The organism is Kutzneria buriramensis, assembly GCF_003387475.1.
GTDB classification, from domain to species: domain Bacteria; phylum Actinomycetota; class Actinomycetes; order Mycobacteriales; family Pseudonocardiaceae; genus Kutzneria; species Kutzneria buriramensis.
The window spans coordinates 1-14,163 of the sequence record NZ_QUNO01000006.1 but is presented as its reverse complement, the minus strand read 5'-3'; the positions used below and the strand labels follow the sequence as shown (position 1 = coordinate 14,163).

Annotated in this window: 10 protein-coding genes; 5 read left to right on the top strand and 5 right to left on the bottom strand. The window is 70.7% G+C overall.

Annotated elements, in window-relative coordinates; all coding sequences use genetic code 11:
• The first annotated feature begins 172 nt into the window (after nt 1-172).
• Nucleotides 173-2,152: a glycoside hydrolase family 30 protein gene (locus BCF44_RS18220; protein ID WP_116175544.1), complete on the top strand. Its 1,980-nt coding sequence runs from the start codon at nt 173-175 to the stop codon at nt 2,150-2,152.
• A 3-nt stretch (nt 2,153-2,155) separates the two neighbouring features.
• On the opposite strand, the gene BCF44_RS18215 is transcribed toward BCF44_RS18220, so the two are convergent.
• Nucleotides 2,156-2,983, bottom strand: a complete 828-nt coding sequence (locus BCF44_RS18215) for an NAD(P)H-binding protein (RefSeq protein ID WP_116175543.1) — start codon at nt 2,981-2,983, stop codon at nt 2,156-2,158.
• Between the two features lie 100 nt (nt 2,984-3,083).
• Between BCF44_RS18215 and BCF44_RS18210 the strand changes: the two genes are divergently transcribed.
• Nucleotides 3,084-3,506 (top strand): winged helix-turn-helix transcriptional regulator, encoded by a 423-nt coding sequence (locus BCF44_RS18210; protein WP_116175542.1) that lies wholly within the window; start codon nt 3,084-3,086, stop codon nt 3,504-3,506.
• On the opposite strand, the gene BCF44_RS18205 is transcribed toward BCF44_RS18210, so the two are convergent.
• On the bottom strand, nt 3,492-6,197 hold the full coding sequence (locus tag BCF44_RS18205; RefSeq protein WP_116175541.1) for an AAA family ATPase: 2,706 nt from the start codon (nt 6,195-6,197) through the stop codon (nt 3,492-3,494). The genes BCF44_RS18210 and BCF44_RS18205 overlap by 15 nt on opposite strands.
• Nucleotides 6,198-6,380: 183 nt before the next feature.
• Between BCF44_RS18205 and BCF44_RS18200 the strand changes: the two genes are divergently transcribed.
• A complete protein-coding gene (locus BCF44_RS18200) occupies nt 6,381-9,107 on the top strand; it encodes an AAA family ATPase (RefSeq protein WP_116175540.1) in 2,727 nt (908 codons plus the stop codon).
• Here the strand turns inward: BCF44_RS18200 and BCF44_RS18195 are convergent.
• From BCF44_RS18195 to BCF44_RS18185, 3 genes are read right to left on the bottom strand one after another with little or no spacing between them, the layout of a single operon-like run.
• Nucleotides 8,998-9,546, bottom strand: coding sequence for a PTS mannitol transporter subunit IIA (locus BCF44_RS18195; RefSeq protein WP_211353082.1), 549 nt, complete (start codon nt 9,544-9,546; stop codon nt 8,998-9,000). The two genes, BCF44_RS18200 and BCF44_RS18195, sit on opposite strands and share 110 nt — an antisense overlap.
• Nucleotides 9,536-9,844: a PTS lactose transporter subunit IIB gene (locus BCF44_RS18190; RefSeq protein ID WP_116175539.1), complete on the bottom strand. Its 309-nt coding sequence runs from the start codon at nt 9,842-9,844 to the stop codon at nt 9,536-9,538. Before BCF44_RS18190 ends, BCF44_RS18195 begins: the two co-directional genes overlap by 11 nt.
• Nucleotides 9,831-10,943 carry a PTS transporter subunit EIIC gene (locus BCF44_RS18185; RefSeq protein ID WP_116175538.1) on the bottom strand — a complete coding sequence of 371 codons (1,113 nt, stop codon included), beginning with the start codon at nt 10,941-10,943 and terminating at the stop codon, nt 9,831-9,833. The genes BCF44_RS18190 and BCF44_RS18185 overlap by 14 nt, the downstream gene beginning before the upstream one ends.
• Nucleotides 10,944-11,232: 289 nt before the next feature.
• On the opposite strand from BCF44_RS18185, the gene ispH reads away from it, so the two are divergent.
• On the top strand, nt 11,233-12,252 hold the full coding sequence (gene ispH, locus BCF44_RS18180; RefSeq protein WP_116175537.1) for a 4-hydroxy-3-methylbut-2-enyl diphosphate reductase: 1,020 nt from the start codon (nt 11,233-11,235) through the stop codon (nt 12,250-12,252).
• On the top strand, nt 12,249-14,054 hold the full coding sequence (locus tag BCF44_RS18175; protein ID WP_116175536.1) for a 1-deoxy-D-xylulose-5-phosphate synthase: 1,806 nt from the start codon (nt 12,249-12,251) through the stop codon (nt 14,052-14,054). The genes ispH and BCF44_RS18175 overlap by 4 nt, the downstream gene beginning before the upstream one ends.
• Nucleotides 14,055-14,163 lie beyond the last annotated feature (109 nt).

The window sequence follows — 14,163 nt, the reverse complement described above, 5'->3', positions numbered from 1 at the left end:
CGATCCGCGCACGGTCAACACAACCCGCCAAATAGGTCTAGACATCGGAGTAATGACCAGTCGGCGGCCCACGGCTCAGGACAATGCGCTTACCGGTCACGCATCCATCGGCCACATGGATCGATACATCACCCTTGAGGGGCGGCAAAGCTCCGATGTATAACCGGGTCCCATGAACCGTGCCGTTCTGCCCGCAGCTCTGGTGATCACGCTCGCGCTGGCCGTGACCGTCGGCCAATCCCCGGCGGCACAGGCCGCCACCACCACGTCCGTGACCGTCGACGGCAAGCAGGGCGGCCGGACCTTCGACGGGGTCGGCGCGATCAGCGGCGGCGGCGGCAACTCACGCCTGCTGGTCGACTATCCCGAGCCCCAGCGCAGCCAGATCCTGGACTACCTGTTCAAGCCGGGCTACGGCGCGAACGTCCAACTGCTCAAGCTGGAGATCGGTGGCGACGCCAACTCCACCGACGGCGCCGAGCCCAGCGTCGAGCACGTCAAGGGCACCGTGAACTGCTCGGCCGGCTACGAGTTCTGGCTCGCCGAACAGGCCCGCGCGCGCAACCCGCACATCCAGTTCTACGGGCTGGCGTGGGCCGCGCCGGGCTGGATCGGCGGCGGCACGAACTACTGGACGAAGGACTCCGTCGACTACCTCGTGAGCTGGCTGGGCTGCGCCAAGTCGCACGGGATCGCCGTGTCCTACCTGGGCGGCCGCAACGAGAAGGGCCACGACAAGGCGTGGTACGAAAGCCTGCGCTCGACGCTGGACGCCGATGGCTACGGGAAGATCAAGATCGTCGGTGACGACAGCGTCGGCTGGAAGGTGGCCGATGACATGGTGGCGGACCCGGCGTTCGACGCCGCGGTCGACGTGGCCGGCTCGCACTACCCGTGCGGCTACAAGTCCGCGGCCACCACCTGCACCTCGACCGCCAACGCCCTTGCCACCGCAAAGCCCTTGTGGGCCAGCGAGAACGGCTCGCTCGACGTGGACTCCGGGGCCGCCGCCCTGGTCCGCTCGATCACCCGTGGCTACCTCGACGCGAAGCTGACCGCCTACCTGAACTGGCCGCTGGTCGCCGCGATCACCCCGAACCTCCCGTTCGCCACCGTGGGCCTGGCCGTCGCCCCGTCACCGTGGTCCGGTTCCTACCGACTGGGCAAGGAGACCTGGGCGATGGCCCAGTTCACCCAGTTCACCAGTCCCGGCTGGAAGTTCATCGACTCCGCCAGCGGCTACCTCGGCGGCGACCGCGCCAACGGCAGCTACGTCAGCCTGCGCTCGCCCAACGGCAAGGACTACAGCACGATCGTCGAAACGCTGTCCGCGACCGCCGACCAGTCGATCCACGTCAAGGTCGCCGGCGGCCTGTCCACCGGCACGGTGCACGTGCGGGCGACGAACCTCGACTCCGCCAACGCGAGCGACTACTTCGTCCCGCTGCCCGACGTGTCGCCGTCCAACGGCGCGTTCTCGCTGACGCTGAAGCCCGGCTTCGTGTACTCGCTGTCGACCGTCGGCGGGCAGGGCAAGGGCACCGCCGCCGGCCCCGAGAACCGTGCGATGTCCTTGCCGTACAACGACACCTTCGACGGCTACGCCCCAGGCGCGGAAGCCAGGTACGTCGCCGACATGCAGGGCTCGTTCGAGATCCGGGCCTGCCGCAACGGCCGCACCGGCATGTGCGAGCAGCAGGTCGCGCCGGTGAAGCCGATCGAGTGGCAGGGTGACAGCGACGCCTATGCCCTGGCGGGCGACACCACGTGGCAGAACTACACCGTCTCCGTCGACGTCAACCTGCAACAAGCCGGCACTGTCGAGCTGATCGGCCGCGCCAACAAGCAAGCACGGCCTCAGAACAAGCAAGCCGGTTACGAACTTCGCCTCTCCGATTCCGGCTCGTGGCTGCTTGCCAAGAACGACACCACGGGCACCCTCACCACACTGGCCAGCGGCACGACAACCGCGCCTGGCTTGAACAGTTGGCACAGGCTCAGCCTGGACCTGCGCGGCAGCACCATCACCGCGAAGCTCGGGTCGACGGCGCTGGCCACCGTGACGGACTCCTCCTACGCCACCGGCCAGATCGGTTTCGGTGTGGTGGGATACCGGACCGACCAGTTCGACAACCTCACGGTCACCCCCTAGTCGTCACCGGAAGGCGGCGATGTTGCGTGTCACCCACTCGACGTACGAGCGCGGTGAACGGCCGAGAATGCGCTGGACGTCGGGGCTGACCTCCTGCTCGGCCGGCGTCGGCGCGCCGAGGATGTCGAGGGTGTGCTCCGCGACCGATTCCGGCATGAACGTCGTCAGCTGTGCCTTGGCCTCGGCGCGGGTCTGCTCGGCAAACCGCACCGGCTCGCCCAACGCCTCGGCGATCGCGGCGGCCTGCTGGCGCGGTGAGACCGGCGCGGGACCGGTCAGCGTGTAGATGCCGCCGGCGTGGCCCCCCGTCCGCAGGGTCGCGGCGGCGACCTCGGCGATGTCCAGCGGGTCGATCGTCGGCAGGGCGACGTCCCCGAACGGCGCCGTGACCGTTCGATCGGCGCGGACCATGCCGGCCCAGTGCAGAGTGTTGGAGTGGAAGCCGCCCGGTCGCAGCAGCGTCCACTCCAGGCCGGAGCCGACGACGGCGTCCTCATGGTCGGCGGGGTGCCGGCCGGTGCCCACACCCTGCGAGGACAGCAGAACCACCCGCCGCGTCCCGGCGGCGCGCGCCACCTTCAGGACATCGCCCAGATCACCGCCGGACGCGGCGAAGTCCCCGGCAGTGAGCAGGAACAGCGCCTCGGCGCCGTCCAGCGCACGCTCGATGCCGCGAGCGTCCGCCAGGTCCGCCTGATGACGGCGGACGCCTGCCGGCACGTCCGACCCGTCGATTCGCCGCGAGACAGCCGTCACCTGCTCGCCGGCTGCCGCGAGCGCCGCCACCAGCGGCCGCCCGACATTCCCCGTCGCCCCGGTCACCACGATCATTTCCCGCCTCCGTCGTCGACTTCCGTTGTGGACGTCGACGACGCTACTGTCATGGTGCTAGTAGGTACCTAGAGGAAAGTATTGGACGAGAGGGGCGATCGTGGCCGAGGACACACCCTGGGCGCCCGGCGCCACCGACGCCCCCGAGGCCGCCTGCCCGGTCTCCCCGGTGGTCGATCTCGTGTTCAGCCGGTGGACCACGCCGATCCTGTGGACGCTGCATCAGCACGGGCGCATGCGGTTCGTCGAACTGGAGCGCCGCATCGCCACCATCACCCCCAAGGTGCTCACCCAACGACTGCGGCAACTCGAGCGCGACGGACTGATCGTCCGCACCTACCACGCCGAGGTGCCGCCCCGCGTCGAGTACGAGATCACCGACCTCGGCCAGAGCCTCGCGCCCCTGTTCGCCGCGCTGGCCCAGTGGACGCCGAACCTCGCGGAGGTCGAACAAGCCCGACAGCGCTACGACGACGAGCAACGCAACCGGGTCCGCGCCGCTACCCCGTCACGCTCCCGCTGAGGGCACAGCGGCGTCCAGTATCCGCCCGTCCAGGCTCGCGGCGGCCAACTCGACGCGAGAACGGCAACCGGTCTTCGCGAACAGTCTGGTGAGGCTGTTCTCGACGGTCTTCTCCCGCACCCGGATGTCGGCCGCGATCTGCCGATTGGTGTACCCCGCTCTGATCAACTCGATCATGCGGAGCTCGTGCGGGGAAAGAGAATCACGACTGCGGTGCGCACGGGGCGCGCCGACCCCACGCTCCCGGCTGGCCGAGCGGACACAGTCGAGCAGCAACGGCGAGTCGCACAGTTTGGCGAGTTCGTACGCCTCGTACAGCCAGCTTCTGGGTTCGCCGGCGAACTTCGCCACCGTCAGGCAGGCGCGCAGCAGATCGGGCTGATCCTTGCGCCTGCGGGCCAGGTCGGCGCCGACCCGTGTGTAGAGCGCGTCGTGGTTCGCCGCCCCACGGGCGAGGAAGACGAGCTCCATGGTCTTGTGCGAGGCATCGCGCCGATGCAGCTCCTCGATCTCGCCGAGCAACTGGACCGCGGCGGCGCGCTCGCCCGAGCACGCGGCGATTTCCAAGGCACGCAACAGGAAGCGCTCCAGCCCGATTCGTCCGTCGATGCGACGGTTGCGCCGCATCGCGAAGACTGCCCGTCTCGTGGCCTCGGCGGGGCCGTCGACCTGATGCGTCAACCCGGTCTCCACCCAGCCGCGCAAGGGCGCCAATCGGTCGTCCACCGTCACACCGGTGAGCCACTCGTCAGCGCCTCGCACGTCGCCACGCGCGGAACAGATTTCCGCCGCGAACAACCTTCCCGCCCCATGGACCAGCGTGTCCGCCGAACCGGTGAGCCGTAGTTCGCGAGCGGCCGACAGCGCGGCGGACCAGTCGCCACGCGCGTAGCCGCGCACCACCCGTTGATAGGCGGACAGGACGCCGGTCGTCGGCGCCCGGTACCGCTCGCCGAGCACCACCTCGAACACCGTGGCCAGGTCGCCTACGGAGATTGCCTCGATCAGGTCGTCGAGCAGCGCCGCCGGGTCGTCGGTGCACCGCGATTCCCCCAGCGCCGGCCCACACGTCCGACGGTCGCCCGCGATCGCGCCGGACACCGCCGCGAGGTCGGCGGCGGACAGCACCATGCCGACCGACCGGCTGTCGGCCAAGCGGCGCAACGCCCCGTACCCGTCGATCATGTCGGGCAGTGGCTCACCGAGAATGCGCCGCACGGCCCTCCCCGGTAGCGGTGTCCCGACGTGCAGCATGGCCATGACCGCGACGGATCGCAGGTCGGCACGTGCCGTCGGCGAGGGCGATCCGAGCATCTCGGGTTCGGCGAACAACCCGTAGACCACGTCGTACAGCCCGGTTCGCACCACCAGGCGAAGCAGGACCGGCAGCACCCGCGCGTGTTCGGGATGGCCCGGGCCGAGCCGTCGCAGCGCCGCCGCATACCAGCGCACGGCCCGTTCGGGCTGGTCCCGTTCGGCTTCCTCCGCGCGGGTCACGAGCCAGGCGCCGACCTCGTCGTCCGCATCGAGCGCCGATCCGGCGCCGGACACGTGATCGGCCATGACGGTCGCCTCGATCGGTTCGCCCCGACGCGCCCGGTCGAGCAGGTCGGCGGCGATCGCGGCGTGTAGCCGGTCCGGCGCTTCGGGACCGCTGTCCGCGACGATCGCGCCGGCCAGCGCGGCACAGCGGCAGCGAACGTCGCCGTCGGGGCCGGCGGAGAGGACGCCTTCGAGGATCAGCCGATCGAGCGCCCGCCCCAGGTCGGGCAGTTCCGCGTCGAGCACCCGCGCGAGCAGCGGCAGGTCATCGACGGTGAGCTCGCCGAGCACAGCCACGGCGGTGACCAGTTCGCGCTCCTCGCCGGCCAGCCGGCGGACCCTTCGCGGCAGCCAATGGGTGCTGGGCAGCACGATCGGCTCGCCCGGATTCCGCAGGCAGAGCCGATCGTGCAGAACGGTCAGCAGGCCGCGCTCCTGAAGGTCCTCGACCGTGGCCAACGTCGTGCCCGGATTGCCGAACAGCGGTCCCAAGGCGTCGTGCAGGGCGACGAGCAGCGACTCGTCCGGTGGCGCCGCCGCGATCCGGGACACCAGGGACTCGACGCAGGAGTCGGGCAACGGTCCCAGTTCGACGGTGTCGTCGGCCAACGTGACCAGCTCGGCCACGCCGGGCGCGAGGTCTCCGGTGTCCCGGAACGCCGCGACGACCAGGCAGCCGGGGCGGCGTGCCGCACCGAGCACCAGTGCGGGCTCCCGAACGGCGTGCGCGTCGTCGACCAACAGCACCACGCGACGGTGCTGGGCAATGCCGCCGAACAGGGCGGCGAGTTCGACGACCATCCGCGCCGTCCACCACTCCGAGGTGTGGTCGCGGACCGACATCAGCCGGGTCACCGCGCCGATCGAACGGACCAGATGAGGATCGCCCACCTGCTCGAAACGATCCCGTATCGCGTCGAGCACGGTGGTGACACCGAACCGGTCGTCCGCGGCGCCGCCGAGCGGCACTCGGATCACCATGTCGGCCGATGGCAGGTCCTGGGCGATCGCCTCCAGCAGGGTGGACTTGCCCACGCCGGCGTGCCCGCGGATCGCGATCAGTCGGCCGTGCTCGGCGGTGGCCGCGGCCTCCCGCAGCACGGCCAGTTCCTGGTCTCGACCGCAGGGTGCTGTTCGGCGTCGCCCCATCGCTCCCCCAAGCGTTGTCAAGAAGTGCAACGTGACGCAAGCGGAACACTAGTCACGCGCGTCGGCCTTCGCAGCAATCACAGGTAATCCCGGGCAAGAAAGCGTGGCTCCGCCACGTTCGGGCCGGCCGATTGCTATCGTTTCGCGGTTGTCCATGACTCCTGGTGAGCGTGAGGATTTGGGGTGACGCCCACGAACGTCGCCGAGCCCGGACCGCTTTTCGGCCGGGACCACGTCGTCGACCACATCGTGGCGACCGTCCGTTCGCCGACGGCGCCGCCGATGATCCTGGTCACCGGACCGACCGGCATCGGGCGGACCGCCGTGCTCGCCAGGGTTCGCGAGCGGGTCGCCGAACAGGGGATGGCCACCCTGAGCCTCCGGGTGGCGCAGAACGATCGGCACCGTCCGTACGCGGTGGCGTCCCGCCTCTCGGCGGAACTGGCCACCACTGGCGGTGACAGCGACGGCGCCGATCCCGCGGCAGGCACGGCCGGCCAGCTGACCACGGCCCTGGCGGCTGCGCTGGCCGGTCGCGACAACCTGGTGGTCTTCCTGGACGATCTCCACTGGGCCGACCACAGTTCGGTGGCCGTCGTGACGTCCTTGGTCCGCACGCTGACCGGCTCGTCGACCAGATTCGTCGGCGCGTTCAGGTCGCCCACCGGCGACGATCGGTCCACTGTGGACCGAATGCGCGAAACCGGTACCGGGCAGGTGGTCGGGCTGCGGCCGCTGGGCCGGGCAGTGGTCGCGGCGCTGCTCACCGATCTGCTTCGGGCCACCCCCACACCCGAGTTGACCTCGGCTGTGCACCGGCACAGCCGAGGAGTCCCCGCGGCCGTGCTCGCGACCGTGCAGGGCTACCAGCGGGCCGGCTCGCTGCGGGTGACGCAACGGCACGCCTGTCTGGCGAGCCCGAGCCAACCGCCGGAGCTACCCGCCGACCATCCGGTGTTCGACCATCTGCGGTGGCTGGCGCAGCCCGGCTGGTCGGTGGTCAAGGCGCTGGCGGTGCTGTATCCGCTGGGCGCCGCGGCTCCCGGCCTGATCGCCGCGGCAGTGGGCGTCAGCGAGGGCGAGGTCGTCGACGTGCTCCGCGCGCTGCGGGCCGACGGTGTGGTGCGACCCGGCCCGACGCCGGGGAGCTGGCGTTTCCGGGTGCCGCTGCTCGCCACGTGCCTGACCTCGTGCCACGGCCCCTACGAACGACGCCAGCTCGCCCAGTCGGCCGTCACCGCGCTCTGGGCCGGCGACGCGACGTGCGCGGACCCCTGCTACCTGCCGCAGCAGCTGGTGAACGCGGGCAAACTGGTCGATTCCGAACGATCGGCCAAGGAGCTGCTGGCACGGGGCGCCGCGGCCATGGTCGACGACGGCTATCACGCCGAGCGCTGGCTGGCGGCCGCGGCCGACCTGGTGACCGATTCCGCCCAACGGGCCACGGTGTTGCTCCTGCACGCCGCCACCAGTTGCCTGCACATGATGTTCGACCGCGCGTTGGCCAGCGCCAGAACCCTCTTCGCCGGCCCGGTCGGCCATCTGTCGTCGGACGCCGTGCTGGAACTGGAGATCATCTACGTCGTGTCGCTGCTGGGCACCCGCGACGTCGAGGCGCTGGAAGCGATCGCGTCGCACGACTGGGCGTCGCTACCCGGTTCGGACCAGCACCGCGTGCTCATCCGGGCCACCGCGCAGTGCGCACTGGGCCGGTTCCGCGAGGCGGACGAAACCTTCACGGCAACCCGGCGGATCTGGTCGTCCGGCAGCGGCACAGTCGTCGCGTTCGGCATGCTCTCCAGCACGTGCACCGCCGCGTTCCTCGGCCGGGTGACCGAATTCGACGCGCTGGTGGCGAATCCGACCGCCGGTCAGTTCTTCGACGGGGAGCGCAACCTGCTCGGGCTGCTGCTCCAACTGGCCCGGATTCTGATGGTTCTCGGCGAACTGGGCCGGGCCCAGCGGCTGCTGGCGACGCACATGCCCGTGACCGAGCGGCGCCCCCTGGCCGACCAGGCCATCGAGGCCAGCCTGGCGGGACGCTGGGACGACGCGCTGGAGCTGGCCCGGCTCCCGCTGGCGACCGGCTCCACGCTCGGCTACGTTCCCGCGCACACGACCATGGTCCGCGAGCTGGCGACGATTCTCACCGCGAGGGGCCGGCTCACGCAGGCACGCACGATGATCGACCAGGCGGTGGCGGAGCAGCCGATCCTCACCCACCTGCTCGGCGTGCCCGAAGCCGAACTCGCCGAGATTCTCGACGCGAGCGACGGCGCGCGGCAGCTGTTGGTCGACCGGCTGACAACGGCGTCCGAGCAGGGGTTGGTGATCGGCACCGACGAGTTGTGGCTTCACCTGTGCGAGCGGGAGCTGGCCGGTGGCGACGTGGCGGCCGCCCGGCGGTGCGCGGACGAGATCGGCCCGATCGCCGACCGACTCGGCACCGATCGCGCGCGCCGCAACCACCTGCTGGCGCAGGCGATCGCGTACCACGATCGGAGCGCCGGCGCGGCGGTCGTGCGACTGGTGCGGGAAAGAGGACAGCTCTTCGAGATGGCCGGCACCTTGGTCGACGTCGCCAGCCAGGGACTGGCGAGCAAGAAACTGCTCCATGAGGCGTACGAGCTGTACGGCGAACTGGGCGCGCTGCTGCCGCGCGTCCGACTGCGCCACGTGATGCGCGCGCTCGAGGTCACCGTCGGCGACCGCAACGCGACCGTGGCCGAGAGCGAGCGGCTGCTCGCCACGTTGGTCACCGAGGGGCTCAGCAACCGACAGCTGGCCACGGTGCTGCAGATCAGCGAGAAAGGTGTGGAAGGCAGGCTGAGTCGGCTGTTCCAGCGGACCGGCTACCGGTCCAGGGTGGAACTCGCGACCGCGATACTGACGGGCGCGTATCCGACCTGACGTCCTGGGGCAGGAACGAGCTGATCACGGACGCGGCGTCGCGGGCGTGTCGCAGCTCGGTGATCCGCCGCTCGTCCAGCAGCATCGTGGCCAGCGTGGACAGCAGGTGACTGTGCTCGTCGCCGTCGGCGGCGATCGCGACGCAGATCGACACGTGGTCGCCGTCCCAGTCCACGCCATGGGGGAACTGCAACACGGCGACGGCCGTCCGCCGCACGTGCTGGCGAGCCGCGGCGCTGCCGTGCGGAATTGCCGTGCCCTGGCCCACGAAGGTCGACACCGTGCGCTCGCGCTCGTGCATCGCCGCGACATACGGCAGGTCGACGGCCCCCACCTCGACCAGCACCGCGCCGCACTGGTCGATCGCGTCGGCCTTGTCCCTCGCGGTCACGCCCAGCCGGACCGTGTCGGTGGTCAGAATGCCGTTGTCAGCCAGCAAGAAGCACCCCGTCCCTGATCGCCCGCGCCAACCGGGCGAACGCCGGATCCCCCAGGAAGAGCCGGAATCCGAGCACCACCCTGTCCGGGACGGCCCGCCTGGTCCGTACGACCAGGGCCTCCTGGCACACCACGACATCCGCGTCGTCGGGAATCTCGTTGATCGACGCGTGCTGGACAGAAACCGCGTACCTGGCCAGCGTTTCGGACAATTGCGACGCCACCAGCACGCTGCTGCCCATGCCCGCGTCGCACGCGACGACCACTTTGCGCACCTTCGCGCCGTCAATCGTCCGCACGTCGGCACTCCCGCAGGTCGGTGTCATCGGTGTTTCGCTCCGCCCGGCCGAATCCCAGCAGCGCCGATCCCACGGCGAACGACGTGGCGGCGGCGACCGTCACGCCGGCCAGCACGCCGAGGTAGCCGCCTTTCGGGGTGACCGCGAGCACCGCGATGATGCTTCCGGGCGAGGGCGTGGCGATGGTGCCCGCATCCGTGATCACCAACGTCAGTATCCCCACCGCGCCGCCGGCGATGGCCGCCAGCAGCAGGCGCGGGCGGGCCAGCACGTACGGGAAGTAGATCTCGTGGATGCCGCCGAAGAAGTGGATCACGATCGCTCCCGGCACGGTCGGCCGCATCGACCGCGGCCCGAACACGAGGCAGGCCAGCAGCACGCCCAGGCCGGGGCCCGGGTTCGTCTCCATCAGGAACTCGATGGCCTTGCCGTGCGCCGCGGCCTGGGCCGCGCCGATCGGCCCCAGCACGCCGTGATTGACGGCGTTGTTGAGGAACAGCACCTTGGCCGGCTCGATGACGGCCGAGGCCAGCGGCAGCACGTGGTGGTCCAGCAGCAGCTGCACACCGTTGCCCAGCCACACGGTCACCGCCTGCACCGCGGGCCCCACGACCACCATGCCGGCGACTGCCATCGCGCCGCCCAGCACGCCGGAGCTGTAGTTGTCCACCAGCATCCGGAACCCGGGCCGGACCCGGGAACCGAGCGTCCGGTCGAACGCCCTGAGCAGGTACGCCGCGAGCGGACCGACGATCATGGCCCCGAAGAACACCGGCACGGCGGTTCCCACGGCGAGGCCGATCGTCGCCACCGCACCGACGACCGCGCCTCGGTGGCCGTGCACGAGCCGGCCGCCGCTCGCCCCGATCAGCACCGGCAGCAGATAGGTGATCGCCGGTTTCACCAGGGCGGCGAGCGTGGGATCCGGCAGCCAGCCGTTCGGGGCGAACAGCGCCGTGAGCAGCCCCCACGCGATGAAGGCGCCGATGTTCGGCATCACCATCGCGGCCAGGCTTCCGCCGAAACGCTGTGCCGCGACGCGGATCCTGGCGATGCGGCTGTCGGCCGTTCTGTCGGCCACGTCCGGTGGTGCGGTCATTGGTCGCCCCTCGCTCGGTGTCCGACGGCGTGCCGCACCGATCGCCGAAAGCAGGCGGACACGTGTGTTCGCTGCCGAAAATGCTGCAGTGTCACCGCCTGGCGGCGAGTCGTCCCACCCATCGGGCGGTCCGGCAGGGGGGAAACCCTCGCGAGTCCCCCTCGTCGCCGGAAGTGCCGCGCTTCCGCACCACTTTCGAACCTCCGGAAAGGGCACAGCCAGGTGATCGCACGGGACCGTCGCCCGGCGCGCGGCTGGGCCGTCCCCGCCCCGCCGTGACCATGGACGCATGACAAAGCTGAGTGCGGACAACCATCCGAAGGGGGGCGACCGCCGTCACGTCCTCCTGGCCGGTCCGCGGTCGTTCTGCGCCGGCGTCGAGCGGGCCATCGAAATCGTCGAGCGGACTCTCGAGTCCCGTGGCGCCCCGGTCTACGTCCGCAAGCAGATCGTGCACAACGCCACCGTCGTCGAGGATCTGTCGCAACGAGGCGCCGTCTTCGTCCAGGAGTTGAACGAAGTTCCGGCCGGCGCGACGGTGGTGTTCTCCGCGCACGGGGTCTCCCCTGCCGTGCGCCAGGAGGCGGCGCGCCGCGGCCTCGACGTCATCGACGGCACCTGCCCGCTGGTCGCCAGGGTCCACGCCAAGGCGCGGCGCTACGCGGCCCGAGCCGACACGATCGTGCTCATCGGTCACGCCGGACACGAGGAGGTCGAGGGCACTCTCGGCGAGGCGCCCGAGTCCATCGTCCTGGTCGAGACGGCCGACGACGTCCAGCGCCTGTCGCCGGCCGATCCCGGTCGCATCTCCTACCTCACGCAGACGACACTCGCGGTGGACGAGACCACCGAGGTGGTGGACGCCCTGCGCGCGAGATTCCCGCTCCTGCACGAGCCGGCGTCGGAGGACATCTGCTACGCCACCACGAATCGGCAACACGCGCTCGACGCGATCCTCGACGACGCCGACCTCGTCCTGGTCGTCGGCTCCCCGAACTCCTCCAACTCGGTCCGCCTCGTCGAACTCTCCCGCCGCCAGGGCACCCCGGCCGAGCTGATCGACCGTGCGAGCGACATCCGGCCGGAGTGGCTCGAAGGCGTGCGCACGATAGGACTCACCGCAGGCGCTTCGGCACCGCCCGAACTGGTCACGGAGGTGATCACCGTGTTGCGCACGCTCGGTCCCGTGACCGTGGAGGAGCGCGAGCTCACCCGCGAGACGGTTCACTTCGACCTGCCGCCGGCGGTTCGCGGCGCCGAGCCCCGACCGGCCGACGGCTCGCCCACCGCGGCAGGTGAACCCGCATGACGTCCACTTTGCTCAGTCGCGTCACGAGTCCGGCGCGCCTCAAGGAGTTGCACCCCGACCAGCTGCCCGCGCTCGCGGCGGAGATCCGAGACTTCCTCGTCGACACGGTCAGCGCCACCGGCGGCCACCTCGGCCCGAACCTCGGCGTCGTCGAGCTGACCATCGCCCTGCACCGGGTGTTCGACTCGCCGGCCGACCGCATCGTGTTCGACACCGGCCACCAGTCCTATGTCCACAAGGTACTCACCGGCAGGCGGTTCGCGTTCGACACCTTGCGGGCGGCGGGTGGCCTGTCCGGCTACCCGATGCGCGTCGAGTCGCCGCACGACCACGTGGAGAACTCCCACGCCTCCACCTCACTGTCCTATTCGGACGGACTGGACAAGGCCCTGCGGCTGCGCGGTGAACCGGATCGCCGCGTGGTCTCGGTGATCGGCGACGGCGCGCTGACCGGCGGCATGGCCTGGGAAGCCATGAACAATCTGGGTGGCGGCGGCGGGCGGGTCATCGTCGTCCTCAACGACAACGGGCGCTCCTACGACCCCACCGTCGGCGGCGTCGCCGAGCACCTCGCCGCACTGCGGCACGGCCGGCACCACGGCACGAACCTGTTCACCACGCTGGGACTCGACTATGTGGGGCCGGTCGACGGGCATGACATCGCCGCCGTCGAGCAGGCGTGCCGCGAGGCCGCGACACGGAACCGACCGGCGGTGGTCCACTGCGTCACGGAGAAGGGACGCGGCTACGTTCCGGCGGAGAACGATCGGGCCGACCACATGCACGGCGTCGGTCCGTTCGATCCGGCGACCGGCCGCCCTCCCGCCGGCGGATCCGCCACGTGGACCGACTCGTTCGGCGCGGCGCTGGTCGACATCGCCGAGGCGCACCCCGAGGTGGTCGCGCTGACCGCCGCGATGTCGCACCCGGTCGGCCTGGGCCGGTTCGCCGAGCGGTTTCCGGACCGCCACTTCGACGTGGGCATCGCCGAGCAGCACGCGGTGACCAGCGCGGCGGGGCTGGCCATGGGCGGCCTGCATCCGGTGGTGTGCCTGTACGCCACGTTCCTCAACCGGGCGGTCGACCAGGTCATGATGGACGTGGCGCTGCACCGGCTGCCGGTGACGTTCGTCCTGGACCGCGCGGGGATCACCGGCCCGGACGGCGCCAGCCACCACGGCATGTGGGACCTCGCCCTGCTGGGGGCGGTGCCGGGCATGCGCGTCGCGGCGCCGCGTGACACCGTCGAACTCGCCGCGCTGCTGGGAGAGGCGGTGCGCACGACGGACGGCCCCACCGCGCTGCGTTTCCCGAAGGCGAAAGCCGGGCCGGCGATCGCCGCGCTCAACCGGATGGACGGTCTGGACATCCTGTACCGCAGCCGGTCCCGGCCGCTCGACGTCCTGCTCGTGTCCACCGGCGTGCTCGCCGGCCCCGCGATCCAGGCGGCGGAATCGCTCAGCGACAACGACATCGGGGTGACTGTCGTCGATCCGCGCTGGCTGCTGCCGGTGAATCCGACCCTGGTCCATCTCGCGTCCCGGCACCGCCTGGTGATCTCCGTCGAGGACGGCGTGCGAACGGGAGGCGTCGGGGCGGCACTGGCGCAGGCGTGCACCGACGCACAGGTGTGGACACCGGTGCGGAGCATCGGACTGCCCCGCAGCTTTCTGTCACACGGGGATCGATCGGCCATTCTCGCCGATCACGGCCTCACGGCCGCCGCCATCGCCGACACCACGCTGACGCTGCAGCGTGGCTTGGCGGCACGACAGCCGACCGAACGGGAGGGAACCCGGTGATGTCCCGGATCGCGCTTGGTATGCCTGCGACTCCGCCGCCGGTGTTGAGCGAGCGGCGCCGGACCCGGCAGCTGCGCGTCGGCTCGGTCGGCGTCGGCAGTGACTACCC

Coding starts and splice junctions, on each gene's coding strand:
- BCF44_RS18220 (WP_116175544.1), top strand. CDS start 173: ATGAACCGTGCCGTTCTGCCCGCAGCTCTGGTGATCACGCTCGCGCTG.
- BCF44_RS18215 (WP_116175543.1), bottom strand. CDS start 2,983: ATGATCGTGGTGACCGGGGCGACGGGGAATGTCGGGCGGCCGCTGGTG.
- BCF44_RS18205 (WP_116175541.1), bottom strand. CDS start 6,197: ATGGGGCGACGCCGAACAGCACCCTGCGGTCGAGACCAGGAACTGGCC.
- BCF44_RS18185 (WP_116175538.1), bottom strand. CDS start 10,943: ATGACCGCACCACCGGACGTGGCCGACAGAACGGCCGACAGCCGCATC.
- ispH (WP_116175537.1), top strand. CDS start 11,233: ATGACAAAGCTGAGTGCGGACAACCATCCGAAGGGGGGCGACCGCCGT.
- BCF44_RS18175 (WP_116175536.1), top strand. CDS start 12,249: ATGACGTCCACTTTGCTCAGTCGCGTCACGAGTCCGGCGCGCCTCAAG.